Annotated in this window: 26 protein-coding genes; 20 read left to right on the plus strand and 6 right to left on the minus strand. The window is 61.7% G+C overall.

Annotated features, from left to right (window positions below; all coding sequences use genetic code 11):
- Nucleotides 1-11: 11 nt before the first annotated feature.
- Genes GR158_RS21165 through GR158_RS21175 form a run of 3 tightly spaced genes read right to left on the minus strand, consistent with a single transcriptional unit; the run spans nt 12 to nt 2,929 of the window.
- Nucleotides 12-929: a substrate-binding domain-containing protein gene (locus GR158_RS21165; protein ID WP_160872474.1), complete on the minus strand. Its 918-nt coding sequence runs from the start codon at nt 927-929 to the stop codon at nt 12-14.
- Nucleotides 930-987: 58 nt separating this feature from the next.
- Complete coding sequence (locus GR158_RS21170; protein ID WP_134650571.1) at nt 988-1,995, minus strand: ABC transporter permease; 1,008 nt, start codon at nt 1,993-1,995, stop codon at nt 988-990.
- 10 nt (nt 1,996-2,005) lie between these two features.
- Nucleotides 2,006-2,929, minus strand: coding sequence for a MaoC/PaaZ C-terminal domain-containing protein (locus tag GR158_RS21175; protein ID WP_160872475.1), 924 nt, complete (start codon nt 2,927-2,929; stop codon nt 2,006-2,008).
- Nucleotides 2,930-3,177: 248 nt separating this feature from the next.
- Between GR158_RS21175 and GR158_RS21180 the strand changes: the two genes are divergently transcribed.
- Together GR158_RS21180 and GR158_RS21185 are read left to right on the plus strand one after the other, a co-directional pair.
- Nucleotides 3,178-4,275 carry a LacI family DNA-binding transcriptional regulator gene (locus tag GR158_RS21180; protein ID WP_160872476.1) on the plus strand — a complete coding sequence of 366 codons (1,098 nt, stop codon included), beginning with the start codon at nt 3,178-3,180 and terminating at the stop codon, nt 4,273-4,275.
- Between the two features lie 12 nt (nt 4,276-4,287).
- Nucleotides 4,288-5,466: a CaiB/BaiF CoA-transferase family protein gene (locus tag GR158_RS21185; RefSeq protein ID WP_160872477.1), complete on the plus strand. Its 1,179-nt coding sequence runs from the start codon at nt 4,288-4,290 to the stop codon at nt 5,464-5,466.
- A gap of 8 nt (nt 5,467-5,474) precedes the next feature.
- Here the strand turns inward: GR158_RS21185 and GR158_RS21190 are convergent, their stop codons facing one another.
- Nucleotides 5,475-6,485 (minus strand): LacI family DNA-binding transcriptional regulator, encoded by a 1,011-nt coding sequence (locus GR158_RS21190; RefSeq protein WP_209020886.1) that lies wholly within the window; start codon nt 6,483-6,485, stop codon nt 5,475-5,477.
- A gap of 235 nt (nt 6,486-6,720) precedes the next feature.
- Between GR158_RS21190 and GR158_RS21195 the strand changes: the two genes are divergently transcribed.
- From GR158_RS21195 to GR158_RS21220, 6 genes are all read left to right on the plus strand, one after another.
- Complete coding sequence (locus GR158_RS21195) at nt 6,721-7,620, plus strand: CoA transferase subunit A (protein WP_160872479.1); 900 nt, start codon at nt 6,721-6,723, stop codon at nt 7,618-7,620.
- Nucleotides 7,617-8,441 (plus strand): CoA-transferase, encoded by an 825-nt coding sequence (locus GR158_RS21200; RefSeq protein WP_160872480.1) that lies wholly within the window; start codon nt 7,617-7,619, stop codon nt 8,439-8,441. Before GR158_RS21195 ends, GR158_RS21200 begins: the two co-directional genes overlap by 4 nt.
- Before the next feature lie 26 nt (nt 8,442-8,467).
- Nucleotides 8,468-9,460 (plus strand): ABC transporter permease, encoded by a 993-nt coding sequence (locus GR158_RS21205; RefSeq protein ID WP_160872481.1) that lies wholly within the window; start codon nt 8,468-8,470, stop codon nt 9,458-9,460.
- Nucleotides 9,461-9,503: 43 nt separating this feature from the next.
- Nucleotides 9,504-10,541 (plus strand): substrate-binding domain-containing protein, encoded by a 1,038-nt coding sequence (locus tag GR158_RS21210; RefSeq protein ID WP_160872482.1) that lies wholly within the window; start codon nt 9,504-9,506, stop codon nt 10,539-10,541.
- A 69-nt stretch (nt 10,542-10,610) separates the two neighbouring features.
- Complete coding sequence (locus GR158_RS21215; protein WP_160872483.1) at nt 10,611-11,429, plus strand: ATP-binding cassette domain-containing protein; 819 nt, start codon at nt 10,611-10,613, stop codon at nt 11,427-11,429.
- Nucleotides 11,430-11,507: 78 nt separating this feature from the next.
- The gene (locus tag GR158_RS21220) at nt 11,508-12,698 is read left to right on the plus strand and encodes a CaiB/BaiF CoA-transferase family protein (RefSeq protein WP_256365824.1); all 1,191 of its coding nucleotides are present in this window, start codon (nt 11,508-11,510) and stop codon (nt 12,696-12,698) included.
- A gap of 102 nt (nt 12,699-12,800) precedes the next feature.
- On the opposite strand, the gene GR158_RS21225 is transcribed toward GR158_RS21220, so the two are convergent.
- Nucleotides 12,801-14,102: an MFS transporter gene (locus GR158_RS21225; protein ID WP_160872485.1), complete on the minus strand. Its 1,302-nt coding sequence runs from the start codon at nt 14,100-14,102 to the stop codon at nt 12,801-12,803.
- 16 nt (nt 14,103-14,118) lie between these two features.
- Nucleotides 14,119-14,406, minus strand: coding sequence for a metal-sensing transcriptional repressor (locus tag GR158_RS21230; RefSeq protein ID WP_160872486.1), 288 nt, complete (start codon nt 14,404-14,406; stop codon nt 14,119-14,121).
- 152 nt (nt 14,407-14,558) lie between these two features.
- Here GR158_RS21230 and GR158_RS21235 point away from each other — a divergent pair, with 152 nt between their 5' ends.
- From GR158_RS21235 to argE, 12 genes are all read left to right on the plus strand, one after another.
- A complete protein-coding gene (locus GR158_RS21235) occupies nt 14,559-15,473 on the plus strand; it encodes a LysR family transcriptional regulator (protein ID WP_160872487.1) in 915 nt (304 codons plus the stop codon).
- Nucleotides 15,474-15,793: 320 nt separating this feature from the next.
- Nucleotides 15,794-16,693 (plus strand): TRAP transporter substrate-binding protein, encoded by a 900-nt coding sequence (locus tag GR158_RS21240; RefSeq protein WP_160872488.1) that lies wholly within the window; start codon nt 15,794-15,796, stop codon nt 16,691-16,693.
- Nucleotides 16,690-17,496, plus strand: coding sequence for an Asp/Glu racemase (locus tag GR158_RS21245; protein WP_246665741.1), 807 nt, complete (start codon nt 16,690-16,692; stop codon nt 17,494-17,496). The genes GR158_RS21240 and GR158_RS21245 overlap by 4 nt, the downstream gene beginning before the upstream one ends.
- On the plus strand, nt 17,493-18,011 hold the full coding sequence (locus tag GR158_RS21250) for a TRAP transporter small permease (RefSeq protein WP_160872489.1): 519 nt from the start codon (nt 17,493-17,495) through the stop codon (nt 18,009-18,011). Before GR158_RS21245 ends, GR158_RS21250 begins: the two co-directional genes overlap by 4 nt.
- On the plus strand, nt 18,011-19,291 hold the full coding sequence (locus GR158_RS21255) for a TRAP transporter large permease (protein WP_134650554.1): 1,281 nt from the start codon (nt 18,011-18,013) through the stop codon (nt 19,289-19,291). The genes GR158_RS21250 and GR158_RS21255 overlap by 1 nt, the downstream gene beginning before the upstream one ends.
- A 169-nt stretch (nt 19,292-19,460) precedes the next feature.
- A complete protein-coding gene (locus tag GR158_RS21260) occupies nt 19,461-20,711 on the plus strand; it encodes an NAD(P)/FAD-dependent oxidoreductase (protein ID WP_160872490.1) in 1,251 nt (416 codons plus the stop codon).
- Between the two features lie 62 nt (nt 20,712-20,773).
- The gene (locus tag GR158_RS21265; protein ID WP_160872491.1) at nt 20,774-21,220 is read left to right on the plus strand and encodes a type II 3-dehydroquinate dehydratase; all 447 of its coding nucleotides are present in this window, start codon (nt 20,774-20,776) and stop codon (nt 21,218-21,220) included.
- Between the two features lie 68 nt (nt 21,221-21,288).
- Nucleotides 21,289-22,308: an NAD(P)H-quinone oxidoreductase gene (locus tag GR158_RS21270; protein ID WP_202402386.1), complete on the plus strand. Its 1,020-nt coding sequence runs from the start codon at nt 21,289-21,291 to the stop codon at nt 22,306-22,308.
- 11 nt (nt 22,309-22,319) lie between these two features.
- A complete protein-coding gene (locus GR158_RS21275; protein WP_160872549.1) occupies nt 22,320-22,946 on the plus strand; it encodes a glutathione S-transferase family protein in 627 nt (208 codons plus the stop codon).
- A 62-nt stretch (nt 22,947-23,008) separates the two neighbouring features.
- Complete coding sequence (locus tag GR158_RS21280) at nt 23,009-23,422, plus strand: RidA family protein (RefSeq protein ID WP_160872492.1); 414 nt, start codon at nt 23,009-23,011, stop codon at nt 23,420-23,422.
- Between the two features lie 35 nt (nt 23,423-23,457).
- Nucleotides 23,458-24,132, plus strand: coding sequence for a DUF1028 domain-containing protein (locus GR158_RS21285; RefSeq protein WP_160872493.1), 675 nt, complete (start codon nt 23,458-23,460; stop codon nt 24,130-24,132).
- A gap of 3 nt (nt 24,133-24,135) precedes the next feature.
- Nucleotides 24,136-25,314 carry an acetylornithine deacetylase gene (argE, locus tag GR158_RS21290; RefSeq protein ID WP_160872494.1) on the plus strand — a complete coding sequence of 393 codons (1,179 nt, stop codon included), beginning with the start codon at nt 24,136-24,138 and terminating at the stop codon, nt 25,312-25,314.
- Nucleotides 25,315-25,459 lie beyond the last annotated feature (145 nt).

The raw sequence follows: 25,459 nt of genomic DNA on the forward strand, positions 1-25,459 counted from the left end.
CCCGCGACCGATTATTTGCAGTAGGTGTCGTGCGTTTCCTTGGTGATCATCGGCGTATCGAGGAAGGTCATCTTCTCGACCGTCTCACCGGCAAGCACCTTCATCGCAAGGTCGAGCGATTCCGGGAACATGGTGGGATAATAGACCGAACCCGTCAGCCGGCCTGAGGCGACGCCCTCGCAACCCTCCTTCGCACCGTCCATGCCGACGGTGGCGACGCCTTCAAGACGCTGTTCCTCCAGCACTTGCGCCGCACCCATCGCCATCGTGTCATTGTGCGCGAAGACGGCCTTCACGTCGCGATGCGCGGTCACGGCGTCTTCCATCGCCGCCACGGCTTCCTGCAAACGGTAATGACCAACATAGGAGACGACCGTGATGCCTGGATGCTTGGCCATTTCCTCCTCGAAGCCCTGCTTGCGATCGACAGTCGCGGATGCTCCGGGCGTTCCTTCGAGCTGGATAACCTTGCCCTCCTCGCCGATCTTCTCAATGACGAAGCGGGCTGCGACGCGGCCCATCTCGATATTGTCGGACCCGATGAAGGCCGCGAAATCCGTTTCCGGCACATCGAGCTTGCGGTCGAAGATGATCAGCGGGACGTTGGCGCGTTTGGCGGCATCGGCGATCGGTGCTAGTGCCTTGGAATCGTTCGGCGACAGGACGACTGCCGAGACATGACGGGTGATCAGGTCTTCGACGCCCGAAAGCTGGGTCGCGCTGTCACGGCGGCCATCGACGATCGTTAGCTTCACATCCGGATGCTCGGCGCCCCAGGCCTTGGCCCGCTCGATACCGCCCACGCGGTAGGGATGCTCGAGGTTCGGCTGTGCAATGCCGATCTCAACCTGTTGCGCGCTTGCGGCAACCGGTGCGGCGAACACCGTGCCGGCCAGCATCGCGATACGAAACATCTGTCTGCAAGTCATGGTTTCCTCCCTATCGACTTGGTCCGGCGTGTGCCGGAATCTCATTGTGATTTCTGCATCACCTGCGTGCCCGGCTCTTTGCTTCCCGTCGGATGCTGAACATCACGGCCACGACAATGATCACGCCGCGCGCAAAGTCCTGCGCATAGGGCGAGACGGAGAGCAGGTTCAGGATGTTGTAGGTGAGCCCGATCACCATCAGCCCGACGAAGGTGAGCAGAATGCTGCCCACGCCGCCGACGAAGGGCGTGCCGCCGATGACAACAGCGGCAATGCCGGAAAGTTCGAAGAGCATGCCGCCTGTCGGCTCGCCGACACCGAGACGTCCGAGAAACAGCAGCCCCGCCATGGCTGCCAGCACGCCGTGCAGCGTGTAGACGCTGCGGATGACGCCTTCGACCTGGATGCCGGAGCGGTGCGCCCCAACCGGATTGTCGCCCACGAGGCAGACATGCCGGCCATAGACCGTGTATTTCAGCACCACGGCTGCCGTGATAAAGACGATCCCCGTCAGCAGCACCGGCATGGGGATCGGCCCGAGATAGCCGCGGCCGAAGGCGAAGACGAATTCTGGCGCCAGATCAGCCGTCAGAGTGCGCCCTTCGCTGAGAATAAGCGCAAGCCCGCGCGCGGCTGTCATCATGCCCAGCGTCGCAACAAAGGGCGGCACCTTGCCCCAGGTGATGAGAGCGCCGTTGATGTAGCCGCAGACAGCACCGACGAGGATCACCACAGCAATCATGCCGGCCGACCCGACGATGGGCGCGGCGAGCGCGCCGACCACCGTAGCGAGCGCGAGAACCGCTCCACCCGACAGATCGATGCCGCCGGAGATGATGACATATGTGAGGCCGATGGCGATCAGCCCAACCATAGTCCATTGCCGGAGCACATTGAAGATGTTGTCGACCGTCAGGAAATACGGCGACAGGAAAGTGGAGATGATGATGAGCGCGAGAAGGCCGGTCACCGCGATGTTGCGCAGCATCAGGTCCTTGGCTCCCGCCACGAGATTCCCTTTGGCGAACATGGGCGTTCTTTCGCTGAGATTGCGTCCGTCAGACATGTTTGGCTCCTCAGTCGCCGACCTTCGCCGATGCCCAGCCCGCAGCCGTCATCAGCCCATCCTGGTTGCGGGTCCACACTTCGAGCTCGAGGCGACCGTCGTCGGTACGACCGGTAACGACCCCGTGGGTCGTCAGCTCGTCGCCGGCGTAAACCGGCTGCAGATAGACGTTCTTCATCCACCCGGAGGAGAACCAGGCAGCCGGACCGAAGAAATCGGCCAGCATCTGCGACATCCAGCAGGTCGTCTGCACGCCCTGCGCGAGGCGGGCACGAAACCCGGCGGCGCTGGAGACGTTGTCGTCCGTGTGAATGTTGTGCCGATTGAAATGGATACCGGAGAATACCGCCATCTCGTCGTTGTGCGCGGTCTTCTTCAAGGAAGGGATCGGTGTGCCGGCGGCAATGTCCAGGCTTGCACGGGCAATGGGAGAAACGTTTTTGGAAATCACCCCGGAAACCCGCCCCGTTGCGGGAAGCGAACTGCCCTCGCCCATGCGGATTCCCTCCGGAATGCGCATGATCTCCGTCGACTTCTGCCGCACCAGCAGGCGGCCACTCTCGTCATGCACGCTGACATCGAGGACGCAATAGCCCTTGCCGCGCCGCTCGTACTTGTCGACATATTCTCCGGTAAGCGTGACCTTCCCGCCGAAGGGCACCGGCGCATGATACCAGAGCTCCTCGGACTGGTGCAGGCCGACCACGGTGTTGGGATTGTACTTTGTCAAAAACAGCGCAACCCCGTCGCGAACCAGCGCTGCCGAGGGGACGATACGATAGCCGATCGCCGGATCGGCATTGGTATAGCAGTCGGAGTAGTCAGACAGCGAAAAGCACGCCGAGCGCAGATAATGCTCATCCATCTCGATGACCTGCGGGCCGAATGTCTCGCCTACCTCGACGGACTCGAAGGTCGGATCCTTATATTGCATTGAGTTCCTCACCGATATCTTCGCCGGCCCTGCCGGCATACTCAAGATGGCCGCAGGCATGCAGCGACACGCGCCATGCGGCGCATCACGGGACATGTCGTTTACCGGAAATCTTCTCCCAGCTCCGAGAGTTTCATATAAAAACGTTTCTGCAAACGTTTTTATTGGTCATACTGCAAAAACCATCAGCGGGAGGAGCAAGGATGGGGGAAAGACGGCGAACAAGACGCGGTATTACGATTGTCGATGTGGCGGACGCCCTGGGCGTCGCACCGTCGACTGTTTCGAACGCCCTGCATGACAAGGATATTGTCGCGCCGCGCACCAAGGCGCGCGTTCTCGCCATGGCGAGAGAGATGAACTACCAGGCGTCGGCCGCCGCACGCGCGCTCGTGACGCGCCAGTCGTCGTCCGTCGGCGTCATCCTGCCCGATTTCGCCAATCCGGTCTTCAACGAGATCATCAGCGGCCTGAATGCCGTTCTCGTCCGGGCCGGTTACGCCACGCTTGTCGCCAGCACGTCGAACGACGGCCGGACATGCAAGGCGGCGATCCACGCTTTTGTGAAACGCGACGTCGATGCGATCGTCGTCATTTCCCAGAGCCTGGATGTCGACGAGACGGCGCAGCTCGCCGGATGCGGCCTGCCGGTAATTCTCGTGCACCGTACACCGGCCGACTGGCAGACGACGCATGCGCCGAGCTCCAGCTTCGACTATGTTGGCATGGACAATGCCGCCGGCGTGCGTGCGCTGGTCGAGCATCTCGCAGCGTTGGGCCACCGGCGCATCGGCTTCATTACCGGCCCGCTGCAATCGTCCGCCGCATGCGAGCGCACGGATGGATTCAGGCATGCGGTAGCGGCGCTGGGGCTCGATGAAGATCCGCGCCTCGTCACGGAAGGAAGCTATGACTTCATCTCCGGCATGCACGGCGCGCGTGAACTGCTTTCGCTGCCGCAGCGGCCGACGGCGGTCATCGCCGCCAATGACCTGATGGCATTCGGAACCATGGACGTCGCCCAGCAGATGGGCCTTACCGTTCCGCAAAACCTTTCGATCGTCGGCGTGGACGATGTCTTCTTTTCCGCATTCCCGATGATCTCGCTGACGACCGCCCGCCAGCCGGCGATCGAGATCGGCGGAAGCGTGGGCGAACGTCTGCTGGAACGCTTTTCGAACGATGCGCTCTGCCCGATCGCTGTCACGCTTCCGGTCGAGGTTATCGTTCGCCATTCCACCGCACCCGTGCCCGTCATCGTCAACCCCGGAAGGCCGCTCTCGGTCGAGAGCCTTGAGGCGTACCTCGCGAGCCGTTGGAAACCGTCCACCATCATCGTTGCATAGACTGGAGCAGACATGACCTCTACCCCGCCGCTCGCCGGCCTTCGCGTTCTCGATCTTTCCCGCTTCATCGCTGGTCCCTTCTGCGCCATGCAGCTCGGCGATATGGGTGCCGACGTGGTGAAGGTCGAGAAGCGCGGTACCGGAGACGACACACGCCTCAACCAGCCGAAAATCGCCGGCGAGAGCACCTATTTCCTGTCGTTCAACCGCAACAAGCGCAGCGTCGATCTCGATTTCCGCGAACCGGTCGATCAGGAGACGCTGCGCCGGCTCGCCGCCACGGCCGATGTCCTCATAGAGAACTTCCGCCCCGGCACGCTCGAAAAGATGGGCTGTGGCTGGGACGTGCTGTCGGCCATCAATCCCCGCCTGATCCTCGTGCGCATTTCCGGCTTCGGCCAGGATGGCCCCTTTGCCAATCGCGCCTGCTTCGATGTCATCGCCCAGGCCATGGGTGGCATCATGAATCTGACCGGTCAACCCGACGGGCCGCCCACCATGGCCGGCACCTTCATGGTCGATTACTCGACCGCCCTCTATGCCACGATCGGCACGCTCTGTGCACTGGAAGCCCGACGCCAGACCGGCAAGGGCCAAGTCGTCGAAACGAGCCTGCTGGAGACGAGCGCCAGCCTGCTGATGAGCGCCATTCCCGATTTCAAGCAGCTCGGCCAGTCGATGACGCGCATGGGCAGCCGGGACCGCTACACCGCTCCGGTCAACAGCTTCCAGTGCAGCGACGAAGAATGGGTCTACCTCTCCGCCGGCACCAATTCGCTTTTCCGCCGTTTCGTGGCGACCGCCGACCTCGCCCATCTTCTCGATGACCCGCGCTTTGCAACCGCCGATGCCCGCCTGGCAAACCAGGAGGCGATAGAGGCGATTGTCCAGCAGTGGGTAGGCCTGCATTCCTCTAGCGCCGTCGTAGAAGCAATGGAGAAGGCCGGCGTGCCCTGTGCCAAGGTCGCAGGTATCGGCGAGGTGACCGAAAATCCGCAATTGCGCTATCGCCGGCAGATCATCGATATCGACCATCCGACGGTCGGCACCTACACGACCCATGGCGTGACCGTGACGCTGCATGACACACCCGGCCGCATCGCCCGTCCGGCGCCCTTGCTCGGAGAACATACGGACGAAGTCCTCAAGGAGTGGCTGGTGGAAGCACCATCGACAAGGCAGGCGGGATGAAGGAAGCGCTATCCCTTCCGCACAGGCCCGGTCGTATGACGGATACGCAGCTCGGTCGGCAGAATGACCTTGCGCCCCGGCGCGTCCGGCGCGCCCAGCCTTTCGAGAAGCAGCTTGCCGGCCGCCCGCCCGAGGTGGCGCTTCGGCTGATTGACGGTGGTCAGTCCCTCCACCTTCAGGGCTTCGGTTTCCATCAGGCTGGAGTCGAACATGTCGTCGAAGCCGGTGACGGATATATCGGCGGGCGTGTTGAGCCCGATGCTGTGGAGGTAGCCGACGATACCGAGTGCGACGAAGTCGTTTGCCGCAAGGATCGCGGTCGGTCGCGGCGTCACGGCCATAAAGGCTTCTGCCGCCTTCGCACCGCTTTCCTTGTAATAGTTGCCAGCGAAGACCAACCGTTCGTCCACCTCCAGCCCGCACGCCGCCATGGAGACACGGAAATGGGCGAGGCGCTCGCGCGACGTGGAGGAATGCGACGGGCCGGAAACATAGGCGATGCGCTGGTGGCCGAGGCCGCGAAGATGAGTGAGCAGAAGCTCGATGCCTTGCTCGTTGTCCGGGCCGACATAGTCGACGCCCTCATAGGGCCGCCGGTTGACGAAGACGCAGGGTGGTCCATGCTCGAGCAGTTTCAAGGTCTCGTCCGCGAGCGTCTGCGACACCATGACGATGCCGTCCACCTGCCGGTCGAGCAGCGACCGCACGATCGCCACCTGCTTTTGCGGATCTTCGTCGGTATTGGACAGAAAGATTGTATGGCCGTCGCTGGAGACGATCTCGTCGATGCCCTTCACGATCTGCGGAAAGATCGGATTCGTTATATCGGCGATCAGCACGCCGACAGACGATGTGCGCTGCGTTCTGAGCGCCCGGGCGATCGTCGAAGTGCGATATCCAAGCCTGTCGGCCGTCTCCTGGATAAGCCGCCTGCGATCGAGATCGACGTAACCCTTGCCGGAAAGCGCGCGCGCCACCGTCGCGCGGGAAAGCCCACACTCCCTTGCGATGTCGATCAACGTCGGCCGTCTGGCCGAAGGAATTGGAACGACGCGTTCCACCATCAAGCGAACCTCTCCGCACAAATTCTGTGCAACTCCAATCACGCTTTGAGAAAGATGGCAACCGCGGCGGTTGACAAGCTCTCCAACTTGTGAGATCGATCCCATATGAGATCGATCTCACAGTAGTGTTTTTCGTTGTTGAGATCAATCCGGCACAGGGCCGTCGAGGAGGATGGCCAGGAGGAAATCCGTGGGACGAACGTCCAAACTGACCTCGCTGCAGGAAGCTGCGGCGATCGTGAAGGATGGCCAGCGCCTGACGCTCGGGGGCTTTGCGATCTATCAACGACCGATGGCCTTCGCGCGGGAACTCGTGCGCCAGGGCCGCCGTGACCTGACGATCGTGGGCGTCGTAAACGCCATCGAGGCGGACCTGCTGATCGGCGCGGGCTGTGTCTCGCGCATCGAGACATCCTATGTCGGTCTCGAAAAATTCGGCCTCGCCCGCAACTTCCGCCGTGCGGCGGAGGCAGGTACGCTCGATACGGTCGACTATCCGGAACTGATCGCGTGGGACCGCTTTCGCGCCAGCCAGGAGGGAATCCCCTTCTGGCCGTGCACCTTTCTCGGCGGCAGCGGCATCGTCGATTACAACAAGGACATCGTCCCGTTCGATTGCCCCGTGACCGGCGCCAGGCTTTGGGCCGTCCCGCCGGCAGCACCTGATGTGGTCGTGGTGCACGCCGTCATGGGCGACGAATATGGCAACGTCGCCTTCCATGACCGCAAGATGCTGCCGCAAAGCGTCGACATCACGCATACGCGGTCTTGCGACACCATTATCGTGACCGTCGAAAAAATCGTTTCTGGAAGAGAAATGCGCAAGCGGCCCGACCTCGTCGAAATCCCTGCGCTGCGCACTACCCATATCGTTGAAGTGCCTTTCGGCGCGCATCCAACATCGCTGCTCGGTATTTACGACTGTGACGAGGACGCCTTCCGCGACTATGCGACAGCCTCCGGCACACCGGAGACGTTCGCGGACTATCTCGATAGCACTGTTCATGCACCGGGTGATCATGCCGGCTATCTCGAGGCCCTTGGTGTCGAGCGCCTGCTTGCCCTTCGCAATGTGGAGCTCCCGGCATGAGCACCCTTCCCTATACGATCGAGGAACTGATCACCGTCGTGCTCGCCAAGAGCTTCAAGGACGGCGAAGTCGGCTTCACGGGCCTTGCGACCGGCGGCGCGGCGGCACTCTACATCACCGGTATCCCGCTTGCCGCGATGGAGTTCGCCCGTCAGACGCATGCCCCGAACCTGACGATTCTGCTTGCCGGCTGGTCGATAAACCCGGTTTTCTCTGAAATCCGCGAACTGCCCTCGGCGGAATTCGACAGCGGGCTTCAAAACCTGCCCTGCGAAGCGCAGATGGAGACCTATCCCGGCCCTTATGCGGTGCGCCGCGGCGACGTGGATTTCGGCTTCGGCTCGGGCGTCCAGGTCGATCGCGCCGGCAACATCAACAGCACCTGTGTCGGCGACTTCAACAAGCCGAAGGTTCGCCTCGTCGGCTCGATCCTGCTGCCTGAGCATATGACCTGCTTCCGCCGCGAGTACATCATGATGCCGCACCATGAGGTGCGCAGCTTCGTCGAGAAGGTCGATTATGTTTCAGGCGTCGGCTATCCGGGCGGTGAGGCGGGGCGCCAGGCGCTTGGCCTGACAATGGGCGGCCCGGAATGGATCGTCACGCCCAAATGCATCTTCGAATTCGACCGCGCCGCCGGCCAAGCCCGGCTGCGCAGCATCCACCCGGGTATAGATCCGCACGACGTCCTCAACTCGACCGGCTTTGCCATCGAGACGGACGGCATTCCCACGACACAGGCCCCGACGGCTGAGGAACTGGCGATCCTGCGGCGCAAGGTCGATCCACATCACGCCCTCATCCCACACGGCGGCGAATGACACTTTCTTGAGGAGCTGAGAACACCATGTCCAACGTCGAGATCGGTTCGAAGCCGGTGGCGAAATCTTCATCCACCACAAACCTGCGCACGGCCGGGCTGTTCCTTTTGAACTATAGCCACGTCATCACCTTCCTTGTCTTGGTGATCGCCGCGAGCATCGCCTCGCCGCACTTCCTGAATTCGACGAACATCCTGAACGTCGTGCGCGGCGCAAGCATGGTGGGCGTGGTCGCGATCGGCATGACCGTCGTCATCCTGTGCCGCGGCATTGACCTTTCCGCCGGCTCGCTGGTCGGCGTTGCGGCGGTGACGGCGGCTGCACTTGCCGGCAGCGGTTCGCCGATTGCCTGGGGCGTGGCCCTTGTGGTCACGACAGCGCTCGGCGTCGTCAACGGCGTCCTCATCACCAAGCTGAAGCTCCAGCCTTTCATCGCTACGCTGGCCATGATGATCTTCGCCCGCGGCTGCATCTATCTCTATTCGGATGGCGGCGACGTCTATGCGCAAGGCGCTGATGCGGCCTTCCGTTGGCTCGGCTCCGGCTACATCTGGGTTGTACCGGTACCCGTCGTGCTCTTCGTCGCTCTCTGGGCAGCGCTCGCCTACGTCATGAAGCACACCCGCTGGGGCCGTCACGTCTATGCCGTCGGCGCAAACGAGGATGCCGCTCGCGTGTACGGTATCGGCGTCGATCGCATCAAGATCCAGGTCTACGCGCTGTCAGGCCTGCTTGCGGGCATTGCCGGGCTCATTCTCGTCAGCCGCGTCAGCGTCGCCGAGCCGAATGCGGGCAACCTGTTCGAGCTTGACGCGATCGCCGCAACGCTGATCGGCGGCACGTCCTTCGACGGCGGCGTTGGTGCCGTCACCGGGACCATACTCGGCGTGCTGATCCTCGCCATCATCACGAACCTGCTCAACCTGCTCGGCGTGTCTCCCTTCGTCCAGATGCTGGCGATGGGCGTAATCATCGTCGTTGCCGTCGTCATCAGCGACATGCGCAACCGACAGCGCTGAACATCTGATTTTTCTTCGAAGGTCTAATGAGGAGGAGACTCGAATGACCAAGATCCTGACGCTGAAAGACGCATTGGCATTGAACCGCCGCAGCCTGTTGAAAGCGGGCCTTGGCGCGGCCGTCCTCGGCACGTTCGGTGCTCCCTACGTGGTGACGAGCGCGCGTGCCGAGCAGCCACTCGCCGGCAAGAAGATCGGCTTCTCGCAGTCCTACGCAACCGACGAGTGGCTGAAGGCCCAGCGGCAGGATCTCTTGGCGCAAGCCGAAAAGCATGGCTTCGAAGTCAGCGTCACCGACGCACGGGAAAACCCCGCGCAGGAAATCCGCAACCTCGAAGACCTCGCCGTGCGCGGCGTCGATGCGGTTGTGATGATCACTTACTACGCCGAGGCGGTACAGCCGGGCGTCCAGGCTCTCAACGACGCCGGAATCCCAATCATCGTCATGAGTTCGGCGCTCGCCGGCGACGGCCAGTTCAATGCACATCTCGCCGCCGATACGTTCGGCACGGCACGCTCCGCTGGCGAATATTATCTGAAGGCGCTGAACGGCAGCGGCAAGGTCGCGCAGATCGAAGGTAAGCCCGGTTCGCTTGTCAATCAGGCACGCGGCAAGGGTTGGCGTGAAATCGTCGACGCCAACAGCGGCATAGAAGTCGTGGCACAGGGCATCGCCAATTACAGCCGCACCGAGGCCCTGACGCTGATGCAGGACTTCTTGCAGGCCAACAAGGAGATCGATGCCGTCTACTGCCACAACGACAACATGGCCAAGGGCGCTCTCCAGGCCATCGAGGAAGCCGGCCGGGCCAAGGAGATGTGGCTGACCGGTTACGACGCCATCACGACAGAAACGTTCGAGATGATCGCGGCCGACCGCCTGCGTGGTTCGTTCCTCTACCCGACTTTCGGTGCGGAAGCGATCGAGGTCGCCGCCGCCATCCTTCAGCAGAAGGACGTCAAGAAGGAGATCGTCTTCGCCTCGCCGATGGTGACGAAGGAAAACCTGTCGCAGTTCTTCGATGCCGACAAGAAGCTGCGCATCGTTCCTCCCGTCGACATGGCCACCCTCGGCCTGTGACCTTCCAGGATGTGGCGGGCGTACGATGAGGCTGCGCCCGCGCATAACAAGACAATAGAGGATTTTCCTATGAGCGTTCGCCAAGAGATGCAGCCAGCGGGCGCGGGTAGTGCGGCCATCGCCGCCCCCCTCGTCTCGATCCGTGGCCTTACGAAGCAATATGGCGGCCATGTCGCCAACAGCAATATCGATCTCGACATCTTCCCCAACGAGGTGATGGCTCTCGTTGGGGACAATGGCGCGGGAAAATCCACCTTTATCAAGATGATTTCCGGCGTCGTCACACCAACGAGCGGCACGATCCGCATTGCAGGCGAGCCCGTTTTCATGACGGCACCTTCCATCGCCCGCGAAAAGGGCATCGAAACACTGCACCAGAACCTTGCGCTGGTCGATGTCTTCACGCCGCAGGAAAACATCTTCATGGGACGTGAGATCCAGCGCCGCGTACTCGGCGCCATTCCCTCGCTCGACCACGCGGAAATGCGCCGCCAGACCATCTCGCTCTTCGAGGAGCTCGGTCTCAAGGCGCCGGACATGACGAAGATGGTGCGCGCGCTTTCCGGCGGCCAACGCCAGGCGATCGGCATTGCACGCCTTCTGCTCGACCGCAACGTGAAGCTCATTATCATGGATGAGCCGATGGCCGCGCTCGGCGTGGAAGAATCCCGCCTCGTGCTGGAACTCATCGAGCGACTGCGCGACAAGGGCTACGCCGTCTTTATCATCAGCCACAATCTTGAGCACGTCTTTCAGATCGCCGATCGCATCGCCGTGCTGAAGACCGGCCGCATGGTGGGTACGGTGCGCCGCGCGGACGTCGAGCACGACGAGGTCGTCTCCATGATCGTCGGTGGGCGTATGCCGCAACGGCTCACCAGCCATTAGGCGCAAGAAGCGCGTGATCGATGACAACACCTCGCGGCAACGCGAGGCGCCGATTTTCGACTGACAAGGATCTTCAATATGACGTCCCCGCTTCAGGGCATTAAGGTGCTCGACCTCACCCGCTTCATCGCCGGTCCGCACTGCGGCATGATCCTCGGCGATATGGGCGCCGATGTCGTCAAGGTCGAGAAGAAGGGATCGGGCGATGACAGCCGGCACTTCCCGCCGTTCCAGGGCGGAGAGAGCCTGTACGGAATGGCGCTGAACCGCAACAAGCGTTCGATGACGCTGAACTTCCGCGATCCGCGCGCGCAGGAGCTGTTGCGCGATATGGTGAGGCAAGCCGACATCCTGCTCGAAAACTTTCGCCCTGGCACGATGGAGCAGATGGGCTGCGGCTGGAAAGAACTCAGCGCCATCAATCCCCGTCTTATCATGACGCGGCTATCCGGCTTCGGTCAGGACGGTCCCTATGCCCAGCGTCCGGGATTCGACGGCATCGCCCAGGCCATGAGCGGCCTCATGGGGTTGACGGGTTCACCCGACGGCCCGCCCTACCTCGCCGGTACCTTCTACATCGACTACATGACGGCCATGTATGGCGTGACGGCAACGCTCGGCGCGCTCAACGCCCGCCACTTGACCGGCAAGGGCCAGATGATTGACGTGTCCCTGCTCGACAGCGCCGTTTCCCTTCTGACGACGGCAATCCCGACGCAGTTGAACAAGGGCGAGACGTTGACCCGCACGGGCAACCGCGATCGCTACTCCTCTCCCGCCAACGTGTTCAAAACCGCATCAGGCGATTTTGTGCTCCTGTTATCGGGAACCAATCCGCTATTCCGACGGCTTGCCGATGCAATGGGACAGCCGGAGCTTGTCGTCGATCCCCGGTTTGCGACCGTTGACGCCCGCTTGCGGAACGCGGCTGCGATCGAAAGCATCGTTCAGGCATGGATGAGCACGCGGGATACGGACGCGGTCCTGGCGCTTATCGGCAACGCTGGTGTACCCTGCACCAAGGTCGCGACAATTGACGAGGTGGTCGAAAACGCGCAGCTGCGTCACCGCAACCAGATCGTTGAGATCGACCATCCGGTCGCCGGCAAGGTCTCGACCGCAGGGGTAACGATGAAGCTCTCCGACACCCCGCTTGAAATCCGCCGCCCCCCGCCGACGCTTGGACAACACACTGTCGATGTCCTCTCCGATTGGCTGTCGCTATCGAGTAGTCGCATCAGGGATCTGATGGATGATGCCGTTGTTTAGATAATCGGTGCCTGAGCAGCCCGAGCCGAAATGACGACACCTCGGTTCAACGAGTTAAGCGACGAAATTGCCTCCCACTCCATCAAGCCGCGAGAGGATCAATCATGCGTGGTAGCAATCCTTGCGGACGGGATGCGCATGTTCATGACCGCCCGAGACCGCCTTTGCGCCGGCAAGGTGCGGATGGTCGGGGGCGAGATTGCGATGAACATGACGATCGTCTTCCTCCGACCTTGGCCAGAGCAGTGCTGCGATCGTGGCCCCAAGAGCGGTGATGATCGCAAGGCCGAGGTAGGTTGCCGGGATGCCGGCCGTTGCGCCGAACCAGCCCGCCAGCGGATAGGTGATCAGCCAGCATCCGTGAGACAGCGCGAACTGAGCTGCGAACAGGGCTGGCCGGTCTTCTGGCGCGGCGGACCGCCGCAATATCCGGCCTGACGGCGTCAGGACGAGAGAATATCCTACGCCGATGATGGCCCAGACGACGATCAGCCCGGCATAGGACGCCGTGAACAGGCCGACGAGAAGGGCTGCGACCAGCACCACCGTTCCGGTCAGCATCGTGGAGCGATCATCGATCTTCTTCAGCAGGCGCGGCAACAGAAGCGCCGCCAGCATCGATCCCAGCCCGAAGGCCGCCAGGGCCATTGCGGTATAGCGCTCTCCGAGGCCCAATGTCCCCTGAACGAGCACGACCGTGTTGACAAAGACCATGGAGCCTCCTGCCGCGACAGCAAGATTGAGCGCAAACAGGCCACGCAGGCGGGGAACGGTCAGATAGAGGCGGATGCCGCGGGTCGTCCGGTCGTAGATGCTTCGCGGTTCACCCGGCTTCGGATCGGGCAACAGGACCGAGACGACGAGGCTGGCGGAGGCGAGGAAGCCGACAACGGTGCCGAGATAGAGATTGTGGTAACTCATCAATGCTAGAAGAGCCGCTGCCAGAAGCGGGCTGCCGACCTTTTCCAGATCGTAGGCCAGACGCGAGAGGGAGAGCGCGTTCGTATAATCGTCCTCGTCGGGCAACACGTCGGGAATGGTCGCCTGGAAGGTTGGCGTGAAGGCGGCTGACGCGGCTTGGAGCAAGAAGATCAGGATATAGACCTGCCAGATGCCGGTGATGAAGGGCAAACAGAGCGCGACGGCGGCCCGGATGAGGTCCAGCGTCACCAGCATCGCCCTTCTCGGAAACTGCTCGGTAAACGCGGTCGCGATCGGGGCGACGACCACATTGGCGATCATCCTGATCGCCAGCGCCGTTCCGAGAACCATCCCTGCATTTCCGTCCGCCAGTTCGAACGCCTGCAGGCCGAGCGCGACGGTTGCCAACCCCGTGCCCAGCAAGGAGACGACCTGCGCAAGGAAGAGATGACGATAGGTGCGGTTCTTCAGGACGAAGAGCATGGCGGGCGACCGGTTTTCAGAGGTATTTGGTGATGGTCTTGAACTCGTCGATCGTCTGACGCTGTTCGCGTCCGAGAGCGCCGACGGCATTTTCCAGGCAGTGATCCAGGTGATCCTGGATCAAGGTTCGCTTCGCATTGGTGATCGCCTTTTCCACCGCATGAAGTTGCTGGGCGATGTCGAGGCATGACTTACCAGCCTCGATCATGGTGACGACGCTTTTCAGGTGGCCTTCGGCCCGCTTGAGCCGCTTGACGATGTCGGGATGCGTATCGTGGCGATGTTCGTGTTCTTCCGTGCTCATAAGAAACTACCTATCCTCCTGGAGGGGATACGTCAACGGGCGTCACATAAGTAGCCTGAGAGATAGGCGCTCGTTTCAAGCTGGACCGTTGACCGGTCATTTCATAGTATCGGCGAGCCTTGGCTTCCAACCCGACGGGATAGTATTCGCTTATGGACTTGTCGCTTCGGATCCTTCGCTACGTTGTCGAGACGGCCGATTGCGGCAGCATCACGGAAGCCGCCAAACGTATGAATGTCTCTCAACCGTCGATTTCAGCGGCGCTGGCGCAGATGGAGGCACAGCTTGGCATCCAGCTGTTCGTCCGGCACCATGCCCGTGGTGTAACGCTTTCGGCGGCGGGGCAACGTTTCGTCAATGATGCCCGCCTCCTTCTCAATCATGCTCGGGATTTCGCCCAGAACGCGCAGTCGCTGGGTGACGCCTTGCGTGGCGAAATCGTTGTGGGCAGCTTTCCAACACTCGCGATCCGTTTCATGCCTTCCCTGCTGTCGGGCTTTTCGCGCCGCTATCCTGGAATTTCCGTCAAGCTCGAAGAAGGCGATCAGCAGGAAATGATCAGCCATCTGATCTCCGGGCGGACGGAGTTGGCGCTGTCCTACCACTTTGCGGTTCCGGACGAGATCACGGGTGAGAAGCTTGCAGATTTGCCGCCTTACGCACTTGTCTCCGCCAATCATCCGCTCGCCGGTCGCAAGGACATCAGCCTCGCCGAGCTTGAGGACGAGCCGTTTATCCTGTTGGACCTGCCGCATTCGCGTGAATATTTCTTCAGTCTATTCGAGATATGCGGGTTGAGCCCGCAAGTCGCCTTCAGGACCCGCTCCTCAGAATTGATCCGTGGCCTGGTGGGCCACAATCAGGGCTACTCGCTCCACAATGTCTTGCCGCGCACGACGGTCGGGTATGACGGCAGCAAGATCGCAATTCTCCCGATCTCGGAACCACTACCACCTGCAACAGTAACTTTTCTGCGGCTGGCGCGTCATGAGTTCAGGCCCGCAGTGCAGGCGTTCGCCGACTACATGCGCAAGGCCTTCGCCACCGGTGGAATGTTCGCTCCCTGAGAAGCTTATTGTCAACGCAGCGATGCAATCGAGAAAGCTATTAAACTTGCCGTTCGAGATAGGAAAATCCTATGCTGGGGATCGAGGTGGGGTATGGGTCCCAACTATTCAACAGCAGCCCGAAAAGTAGCCGGAATAAAGCAACTTATTGCCTATTTTATAGTCATTCGCCGTCTTGAACTTTTCCTGTGCGATCCGGGATACTTGGTCACCAACAATAAGAGAGGGTGACCGACATGTCCGTAATGAGGAAAATGGGTTTTGCGTTCGGCGTTCTTGCCAGCGTAATTTCTGCCGATCTTGCAGCCGCTGAAACAAAAATGCGCCTGGCTGTGGAAACCACCAGCGGTGATCCGACCAATGTCATGCTCGCGACCTTTCGCGACGAGTTGAAGAAGACCACCGGCGATGCTTTCGCCATCGAATTTTTCGATGGCGGATCGCTTGGCGACGAAAACGCGCTTGCCGAACTCATCCGCGCCGGTGCGGTTGAAGTCATCCCGCTGGGATCGGACGGGGTGGCCGCACTCGACAGCAAGTTCTCGGTCTTCGACACGCCCTTCCTGTTCTCCGGCAAGGAGCAGGCACGCGCCATGCTCGACGGCGAACTCGGCCAGATCATGGCCAAATCCCTCAAGGAAAAAGCGAACCTCGAAGTCCTCGCCTTCGGCGAACTGGGCGTCCGCGTCATCACGAATTCAAAGCGCGAAATCAAGACACCGACAGATCTGAGCGGCCTCAAAATCCGCACGCCGAACAGCCCGACCCGCATCATGGCTTTCCAGACGCTCGGCGCTGCTCCCACCACGCTCGCTTTGGGCGAAGTCTACATGGGTCTGAAGCAAGGCGTCATCGACGGGCAGGAAAACCCGCTTTCGGTCGTTAAGGAATTCTCGCTCTTCGAAACGCAGCCCTACATTTCGCTCACCAACCACATCTACACTCCAATCACTCTGGTCATGAACGGCACGGCTTTCGACAGCCTTTCGGACGACCTGAAGGCAAAGGTGAAGGCCGCAGCCAAGGTCGGGGTCGACAAGACCCGCACCTTGTCCGACGACAGCGACGCCAACCTCGTCGCCGAATTCGAGAAGGCGGGTGTGACGGTCACGAAGCCCGACATCGCTGCCTTCCAGGCCGCCGCCGCTCCCGTTCGCATGAAAATTGCTGAGGTTGTCACGCCCGAATTCATGACACAGGTCGAGGAGACCCTTCGTTGACCGCTGCATCAAACCCGACTCCGGCGCAAGCCGGGGTCTACCCGCGCTTTCGCTACGACGGCTCGGGCAATCGCTCAAGGATCGGCCTGATCTACATCGCTTCCAGCGTGGTCATGGAAGAGGAAATGTGGGCCATGTCGGCGGAAGGCGTCTCGACCCACACCGCTCGTATCAAGCTTCCGAAGGTCACCGTCCAGGGCATCGAGGAAATGATGAACGCGCCGGAACTCGAAACGGCCGCGCGCATGGCTGGTGCAGCACCGATCGACGTTCTTCTCTTCGGCGGCACCAGCGCTTCCTTTCTACACGGCACCGCCTATGACAAGGCGCTGATCGAGAAGATCAAGGGCTGGGTACCCGGTCCGAAAATCACCACAGCATCTACGGCTACGCTTGCTGCACTGAAACGGGTGAAAGCCGGCAAGGTTGCGCTTGCCACACCCTATCTGCCCGAGATCCACGAACGGGCCATCCGCTTCCTGGAAGAAAACGGCCACACCGTCGTCAAGAGCAACCACCTGAACATCTCGGACGACCACGCGCTAGCGGAAGTGCCGATCGAGCAAGTCTACGATCACGTATTGTCCGTCGATCATCCTGATGCCACCGCGATTTTCGTATCCTGCACCAACTTTCGCACAGTCGGCGCAATCGAAGCGCTCGAGGCGCGGCTTGGCAAACCCGTAATCTCGGCCAACCAAGCCTCCTTCTGGCACTGCCTGGAATTGACAGGCGTCGCAGGCGCGCGCCCGGGTTATGGCCGATTGTTCGAGGGTTTTGTCTCGGAAGGAAGCGAACGATGAAAGACATCGACGCTCCGACCCCAAGCGAAATCCTGAGCGAGGACGTAACGCGCCGCTCCAAGCTGCGCGACGGATTCCAGTGGTTCGTCGAGACCGCCGCCATCGTCCTGCTCGCCGTCCTCGTCGCGCTGGTGCTTGCCAATTCTCTTGGCCGCTACCTCTTTGCAAAGCCCCTTCCCTGGACCGAGGAAATCGTGACCGCGCTTCTGATGTGGCTCGGCGCCCTTGGCATCACCATTGCCGGCTTGAAGAACGAACTGATCAGTTGCGCCGTCTGGACGCAGAAACTGAGCGGCGCGTCCAAGCGCAGGCTTGCAGTCTTCCAGTCGATTTTCTCGCTTGTCGTGCTTGCATCCGTCGCCGTCCTTGCTTGGCAGTATCTCGGTATTTTCGGCAATGACCGATCACCTATCCTCGGTGTTTCCAAGTCGGTCGCCATTTCCGGAATCCTCGCAACCTGCGCTGGGCTCGGCATCGCCTCCACACTCAACATTTTCGAAAGGGAGAAGGACTGATGCTCGGTCTCGCGGCCCTGATACTTCTCGCGCTCTGCGTCTTCGTCCTGATCGGCCTGCCTATCGTGATTTCGCTGGCGGCGTCGGTCCTGCTGTTCCTGGCCTTCAGCGGCGGCTGGGCGTTGGCCCTTCCGCAACAGACGCTTGGCGGCGTCGGCGACTATATTCTCATCACCCTGCCGCTCTTCATTCTGGCTGGCGGCATCATGAATGCCACGGGGATAGCGGACAAGCTCTTCGACTTCGGCGTCGCCCTGGTCGGGTGGATGCGCGGCGGCCTCGCCCATGTCGACGTGATCGCCAGCGTGATGTTCGGCGGCATGATCGGCACGTCGGTCGCAGATCTTGCCGGCAGCGGCTCGGTCACGATCCCGAAGCTCAAGGCGCACGGTTATCCGGGCCCCTTCGCCTGCGCGGTCACCGCGACCTCCTCTGGCATCGGCGTTCTCATTCCGCCGAGCTCACCGATGATCCTCTATTCGGCGGTGACCGGCACCTCACTCGGCGCCCTTTTCCTGGCCGGCGTCATCCCCGGCCTGCTGATGGCCGTCGCGATGATGATCACCATCTCGATCCTCGCTCGCCGCAATGGCTGGAAGGCGATGGGAACCTTCGAATGGACGGAGGTCATCCGCACCGGCAAGCACGCGATCCTGCCGCTCGGCATGCCAGGTCTCATCCTCTTCGGCCTGATGTTCGGCGTGTTCACCGCAACCGAGGCCGGCGCCTTTGCCGTTGCCTACGCCCTGCTGCTGTCCACGGTGGTCTACCGGACGCTGACGCTCTCCAACATGCGCCGCGCATTGGTGGATTCCTGCATCCTGACGGGCGAAGTGCTGATGGTCGTCGGCTTCTCGACGGCGCTCGGCTGGGCGCTCTCGCAGGCGGGTGTTCCCGCGGCACTTGCCAACGGACTTCAAACCGTCTTCCCGTTCGAGAACACGACACTCAAGATTTTCGCGCTGCTTCTGATAGCCCTGATTGCCGGCATGGTGCTCGACCCTCTCATCCCCATGATCATGCCGGTTCTTCTACCATCCCTGATGATAATGGACGTGGATCTGGTGCATTTCGGCGTGCTCATGGTCACGACGGTCGTTATCGGGCAGGTCACCCCACCGGTCGCCATCGCGCTCCTGGTGGCGGCGAAGATCGGCAACGAGGATGTCATGAAGGTCGCCAAGGCGAACATGCCCTTCCTGATCGCCCTCTTTCTCTTCTTGATCCTGCTTGTGCTCGTCCCCTCATTATCGACGGCTCTTCCAGAAATCCTGAAGTAGATCAGACGCAGCAATCGACAAAGATCAAATCATCGCCCGGCCATCCCGGCCGGGCGGAGTGGAAAACGCGCGCTTTCAAACAGCGGGAGTCCGCTCGTTCCGCGCTTTTTCCCGTGCCACGTTTTCAGACCGGGCACCCGGTCGCATCGACCATTTTTAGGACATGACCATGACCATCGAAACTATCGACACTCTCGTCGTCGGCGCCGGCCAATCCGGGATTGCCATGAGCGAGCATCTCCGGGACTGCGGCGTTCCCCATATCGTCCTCGAACGCAACCGCGTCGCTGAGCAGTGGCGCTCCGGCCGTTGGGATTCGCTTGTCGCGAATGGTCCCGCCTGGCACGACCGGTTCCCGAACCTCGAATTCGATGACATCCATCCCGACACTTTCCCGCCCAAGGAGCGGATGGCGCGCTATTTCGAGGACTACGCGAAGATGATCGAGGCGCCGATCCGCACCGGTGTCGAGGTCAAACGCGTCGAGCGCCTCAAGGGTCGTCCAGGCTTTCTCGTCACGACCTCGGCGGGACAGATCGAAGCACAGCGCGTCGTGGCAGCGACCGGTCCGTTTCAGGTGCCGCAATACCCGCAGATCGTACCTGAGGATGCAGGTATCGACCAACTTCACTCCTCCGCCTACAAGAACCCGGGGCAGCTTGCCGATGGCGCCGTTCTGGTCGTTGGCGGCGGCGCTTCCGGCTCGCAGATCGCCGAGGAGCTGCAACGCGCCGGACGTCAGGTCTATCTCTCGATCGGCGAGCACTATCGTCCGCCACGAGCGTACCGGCAACGCGACTATGTCTGGTGGCTGGGCGTGCTCGGCAAATGGGACGAGATCAAGATCATCGCGAAAAAGAAGCATGTTGCCTTTGCCGTCAGCGGTTACGACGGCGGCAAGACCATGGATTTTCGTCGCCTCGCGGCCATGGGCGTTACCGTGGTCGGAATGACCGAAACCTATGATGACGGCGTCCTGACAATCGCCGACGATCTCGCCGCCAACATCGCGGAAGGCGATCGCGCTTATCTAGAGGTACTTGCGGAAGCGGATGCCTATATCGACCGCACCGGCATCAACTTGCCGCCGGAGCCGGAGGCGTGGGTTATCCCGACCGATCCGGATTGCATCGCCAAACCCATTCGCAGTCTCGATCTCGCTGCCACAGGTATCAAGACGATCATATGGGCGACCGGCTTCAAATTTGATTTCAGCTGGCTCGACGTCAATGCCTTTCACCCGGACGGCACGCCGTTCCACAAGCGCGGCATTTCGGCCGAACAGGGCATCTACTTCCTTGGCCTTCCCGAACTCACGAACCGTGCTTCCTCCTTCATCTACGGCTGCTGGTACGACGCAAAATACATCGCGACGCACATCGTGGTGCAGCGGAATTACGTCGCCTACGAGAAGGTTTAGCACACCGATCGATGCCGGACGGAACCACCGCCTGCCATTCCAACCAAGCGACAGGAAGAACCATGCCGCAGATCATGTTCATCAACGGGCCCAATGCCAATCTCTACGGACTCGACCCCGCCGGCACGTACGGCCTGCAGAGCTTTCCGCAGATCGCGGCGGCCTGCCGCGCAAAAGCGACGGAACTTGGCATGGCGCTCGATTTCCACCAATCGAACCACGAGGGGGTGATCATCGACTGGATCCAGCAAGCCCGGCAGAGCCACGACGGTCTGCTGATCAACGCGGCCGGGCTCACTTACACATCGATTGCAATCCTCGACGCGCTGCTCGCGTTCCCCGGCCCGATCCTCGAATGCCATATGAGCAATATCTGGAAGCGTGAGCCGTTTCGGCATCACTCCTTTATCTCGAAGGCCGCGACCGGTGTGATCGCCGGCCTTGGCGCCGATGGTTATCTGCTGGCGCTGACCGCGATGAAGCAACTGGTCGAGCAAAAGGCGGCCTGACGATTCTGTCGCCAGAAAATGCCAGCCGTTACAGACTTGCCGGTCGTGCAAACTTGAAAGACGAGCCCATGTCCCTCTCGCCCTTGCCCCTCGACAAATCCATGACCGCCGTGATCGCCACGACCACGGGCGGCCCAGACGTCCTGGCCGTGGTCGAGCGTCCTGTTCCCCGCCCGCTGGCGGGTGAAGTGCTGATTTCGGTCTCAGCGGCCGGCGTCAACCGGCCCGATCTCATGCAGAGATCCGGCGCGCTTCCGGTGCCTGCCGGTCTCTCCGACATTTTGGGGCTTGAAGTCGCCGGCCGCATCGTTGGATGTGGGGATGCCGTCGACCCGGCTCTCGTGGGCACCGCCGTCATGGCCCTGGTCAAGGCTGGCGGCTACGCGACGCATGTCTGCGCGCGCGCCGACCAGTGCCTGGCGATCCCGACCGGATTGTCGTTGACGGAGGCCGCTGCCCTTCCGGAGGGATTGTTCACCATCTGGCACAATCTCTTCGACCGGGGCGCGTTGCGCGCCGGAGAGATGCTCCTGATCGAGGGCGGGGCATCCGGAATCGGCACGCTCGCCCTGCAACTCGCCCAAAGCGTCGGCGCAAAGGTCATAGCGACGGCCGGCGGACCCGAAAAATGTGCACGGATCGCCGCGATGGGCGCTTGCGCCGTTGATTATCGCGAGCCCGGCCAGGACGAGGCGATCCAGGCGCTTACAGGAGGCCGCGGCGTCGATGTGGTGCTCGACATCCTCGGCGGAGCGGCTGTCAACCGCCATCTCGCCATCATGGCGCCCGGCGGCCGGCATGTCGGCCTTTCCTTCATGACCGGTGCTGTGGCCCCGGTCGATCTGGCGCTGCTGATGCGCAAGGGCATCTGGATGACGTCCTCGACGATGCGGCCGAAATCCGACGCGGAAAAGGCTGCGATCGCACGAGATGTCACGCGCCATATCCTGCCGCTTCTCGGAGAAGGCCGCGTCCGCCCTGTCATCTCCGCCGTGTTGCCGATTGCGCGGGCGGAAGAAGCTCACCGCCTGCTCGAGGGTGGCGGCAATTTCGGCAAGATCGTCCTCGAAATGCCGCAGGAGGCATGACCATGAACCGCATCTCGCTCTTCTGGGCGCCCGCCTCCCCCTTCGTGCGCAAGGTGATGGTCTGTGCTCACGAAGTCGGCTTCGCAGACAGGATCGACATTCTTGAAAGTGCGGCAAACCCGATTGAACGCGACGCCCGCATACAGGAATTCAATCCCCTGGCCAAAGTGCCTGCGGCCCGAACTTCAGACGGCACTGTCCTCTATGACAGCCGGGTTATCTGCGAATATCTGGACACGCTGAAGGCTTCGGAGAGCGGCCCTGAAGCCCTTCAACTCTTTCCCCCGGCGGGACCCAAGCGCTGGACGGCGCTTCGTCGCCAGGCCCTGGCCGATGGCCTCGTCGATGCGGCGCTTCTGGTGCGCTACGAAATATTGCTTCGCCCGGAAACCCTTCGCTGGCCCGCCTGGATCGAAAAGCAGAGCGAGAAGATCGTCGATGCGGTCGACGATATGCTGGCCGACCTGCCGGCGCCGGAGACCTTGGACATCGGCACGGTGAGCTATGCTTGCGCGCTCGGCTGGCTCGATTTCCGCTTCCCGGATCTCGACTGGCGGTCCGGCCGCACGCCGCTCGCAGCATGGTACGCAAGCTATGAAGCCCGCCCGGCCATGATCGCGACGCAACCGCGATCCTGAGCCCCCATTCCCGGCAGCGAATCTCGCCGCCGGCCGACCTCAACGACAGAAAGGTGAGCCCCATGGCCCATATCCGCCACCGCAAATTCAACACCCGAGAAACTTACCCGGAACAGAAGCTCGACAACGACCTCGCACAGGCTGTCGTCGCGCGCGGCACCACGATCTTCCTGCGCGGCCAGTGCCCGCAGGACCTCGATACGGCAAAGAACATCGAGAGCCACGACCCCGTCGAGCAGACGCACAAGGTCATGCAGAACATCCGCCAATTGATCGAGGAATGCGGCGGCCGGATCGAGCATGTGACGAAACTCGTTGTCTATCTGACCGACGTCCGCCACCGCGAAGCGGTTTACCGCACGATGGGCGACTACATTCGCGGCGTAAACCCCGTCTGCACCGGTCTCGTCGTCGTGGCGCTCGCCCGCCCCGAATGGCTCGTCGAGATCGATGCCACGGCCGTCATTCCCGACTGAAACGAACGCCGGATCCGTCCGAAGGAGGCTTCACCATGACCTTTTCCATCGTCGGCCATTGCCCGGAAACCGGGATGTTCGGCCTCGCCATCTCTTCCTCCTCCCCCGCGGTGGCCGCGCGCTGTGCGCATGCGCGCGCCGGGGTCGGCGCCGTCTGCAGCCAGAACGTTACCGACCCCAGGCTCGGCCCGCGCGCACTCGACCTGATTGAGCGTGGTGCAACGCCGACCGAGGCGCTGACGATCGTCGAGCGGACGGGTAGCCATATGGCCTGGAGGCAGGTTCTGGCCGTCGACGGGACAGGCGAAAGCGCGATCTTTTCCGGTCCCAATGTGCTGGGCCGATGGAGCGAGGCGAAGGATCGGAACGTCGCGGCGGCGGGCAATCTGCTCGCCCATGCCGGCGTGCCGCAAGCCATGATCGACAGTTTCCGCACGTCGTCCGGTCATCTTGGTGATCGCCTTGTCGGCGCGCTCGTGGCCGGACTAGCGGCTGGCGGCGAGGCCGGGCCGGTGCATTCGGCGGGTCTTCTCGTTGTCGACAAGCAGAGTTGGCCGCTTGCCGAACTGCGCATCGACTGGACGACGGCCTGCCCGATCAAGGCACTCGTCGAGGCGTGGGCAGTCTACAGGCCGCAGATGGATGCATATGTCACGAGAGCACTCGATCCTCGCAGTGCGCCCTCCTACGGCGTGCCCGGAGACGAATGACACATGTCGCCTGAAATACGCGACATCCTCTCGCGGCTGATCGCCTTCCCAACGGTCTCGCTGCAGTCGAACCTCGCCCTCCTCGATTATGTCGAGAGCCTGCTCGTTCCTTTAGGGATAACGGTCCGTCGCTTCGCACATCCGGATGGAACGCGGGCCAATCTCTGGGCAACGGTCGGCCCGGAGGTCGATGGCGGGGTCGTACTCTCCGGCCACAGCGACGTGGTCCCCGTAACCGGCCAGCGATGGGCTTCCGACCCATTCGTTTTGCGCGAGGATGCGGGACGCTGGTTTGGCCGGGGCGCCGTGGACATGAAGGGGTTCGTCGCCGTTGCGATCCACACCATGATGCAGGCCGCGAAGCGTGATTTGCAACGCCCTCTTCATCTCGCACTCTCCTATGACGAAGAGGTGGGCTGCCTCGGCGTGCGGGGAATGATCGACAGTCTTGCACGCGAGCCGCTTCGTCCCGCCTTCTGTATCGTCGGGGAGCCCACGGGCATGCGGCTCGCCACCGGTCACAAGGGCAAGACGGCGCTTCGCGCGTGTTGTACAGGCAGGGCCGGGCATTCCGCGCTGGCGCCCGACGCCTTGAATGCGCTGCACCTTGGTGCCGCCTTCGTGCAGCGACTGCAGGCGCGACAGGCGGAACTCGCCTTGCGCGGGGCACGCGACGCGGCCTATTCGGTTCCCTACACGACGATCCATGCCGGTCTCATGCGCGGTGGAGAAGCGCTCAACATCGTTCCTGCGTCATGCGAGATCGATTTCGAGATACGCAACATCGCAGCCGACGACCCCCATGCGATTCTCGCGACGATCGTCGAAGATGCGGATGCCATTGCCATGCCCTATCGCGATCGCTTTGCGGAGGCGGCTATCCGTATCGACACGTTGTCGAGTTATCCCGGGCTCGACACACCCATGGACAGTCCGACAATCGCCTGTGTTTCGGCTCTTCTGGGCACCGGGTTGCCGACGATCAAGGTGGCATATGGAACCGAAGGCGGGCTCTTTGCAAAAGGCCTCGACATTCCGACCTTGATCTGCGGTCCCGGAGATATGGATCAAGGACACAAGCCAGATGAGTTTGTCGCAATCTCGCAAATCGAGGCCTGTTTCCATTTTCAGATGCGGTTGTTAGGTCTTTTGGAGAAGGGTGGTCCTCTGTCTGCGGAGTAGCTCGTTCCAGCGCTTCGCATTGAGCGGCAGCTAAACCCAGGCTTAGCCTATTTCCAAAAGGTGCCTTCCTCGACGTGGTCGATCCGCAACCACTGCACACCGATCACCCGCTCTGGCGCCATGCACCCGTCGTCATCACGCCGGC

It is taken from the genome of Shinella sp. AETb1-6 (genome assembly GCF_009826875.1).
Lineage (GTDB): Bacteria > Pseudomonadota > Alphaproteobacteria > Rhizobiales > Rhizobiaceae > Shinella > Shinella sumterensis.

Coding starts and splice junctions, on each gene's coding strand:
- GR158_RS21165 (WP_160872474.1), bottom strand. CDS start 929: ATGACTTGCAGACAGATGTTTCGTATCGCGATGCTGGCCGGCACGGTG.
- GR158_RS21170 (WP_134650571.1), bottom strand. CDS start 1,995: ATGTCTGACGGACGCAATCTCAGCGAAAGAACGCCCATGTTCGCCAAA.
- GR158_RS21175 (WP_160872475.1), bottom strand. CDS start 2,929: ATGCAATATAAGGATCCGACCTTCGAGTCCGTCGAGGTAGGCGAGACA.
- GR158_RS21185 (WP_160872477.1), top strand. CDS start 4,288: ATGACCTCTACCCCGCCGCTCGCCGGCCTTCGCGTTCTCGATCTTTCC.
- GR158_RS21200 (WP_160872480.1), top strand. CDS start 7,617: ATGAGCACCCTTCCCTATACGATCGAGGAACTGATCACCGTCGTGCTC.
- GR158_RS21205 (WP_160872481.1), top strand. CDS start 8,468: ATGTCCAACGTCGAGATCGGTTCGAAGCCGGTGGCGAAATCTTCATCC.
- GR158_RS21210 (WP_160872482.1), top strand. CDS start 9,504: ATGACCAAGATCCTGACGCTGAAAGACGCATTGGCATTGAACCGCCGC.
- GR158_RS21215 (WP_160872483.1), top strand. CDS start 10,611: ATGAGCGTTCGCCAAGAGATGCAGCCAGCGGGCGCGGGTAGTGCGGCC.
- GR158_RS21220 (WP_256365824.1), top strand. CDS start 11,508: ATGACGTCCCCGCTTCAGGGCATTAAGGTGCTCGACCTCACCCGCTTC.
- GR158_RS21225 (WP_160872485.1), bottom strand. CDS start 14,102: ATGCTCTTCGTCCTGAAGAACCGCACCTATCGTCATCTCTTCCTTGCG.
- GR158_RS21230 (WP_160872486.1), bottom strand. CDS start 14,406: ATGAGCACGGAAGAACACGAACATCGCCACGATACGCATCCCGACATC.
- GR158_RS21235 (WP_160872487.1), top strand. CDS start 14,559: ATGGACTTGTCGCTTCGGATCCTTCGCTACGTTGTCGAGACGGCCGAT.
- GR158_RS21240 (WP_160872488.1), top strand. CDS start 15,794: ATGCGCCTGGCTGTGGAAACCACCAGCGGTGATCCGACCAATGTCATG.
- GR158_RS21250 (WP_160872489.1), top strand. CDS start 17,493: ATGAAAGACATCGACGCTCCGACCCCAAGCGAAATCCTGAGCGAGGAC.
- GR158_RS21255 (WP_134650554.1), top strand. CDS start 18,011: ATGCTCGGTCTCGCGGCCCTGATACTTCTCGCGCTCTGCGTCTTCGTC.
- GR158_RS21260 (WP_160872490.1), top strand. CDS start 19,461: ATGACCATCGAAACTATCGACACTCTCGTCGTCGGCGCCGGCCAATCC.
- GR158_RS21265 (WP_160872491.1), top strand. CDS start 20,774: ATGCCGCAGATCATGTTCATCAACGGGCCCAATGCCAATCTCTACGGA.
- GR158_RS21270 (WP_202402386.1), top strand. CDS start 21,289: ATGTCCCTCTCGCCCTTGCCCCTCGACAAATCCATGACCGCCGTGATC.
- GR158_RS21280 (WP_160872492.1), top strand. CDS start 23,009: ATGGCCCATATCCGCCACCGCAAATTCAACACCCGAGAAACTTACCCG.
- GR158_RS21285 (WP_160872493.1), top strand. CDS start 23,458: ATGACCTTTTCCATCGTCGGCCATTGCCCGGAAACCGGGATGTTCGGC.
- argE (WP_160872494.1), top strand. CDS start 24,136: ATGTCGCCTGAAATACGCGACATCCTCTCGCGGCTGATCGCCTTCCCA.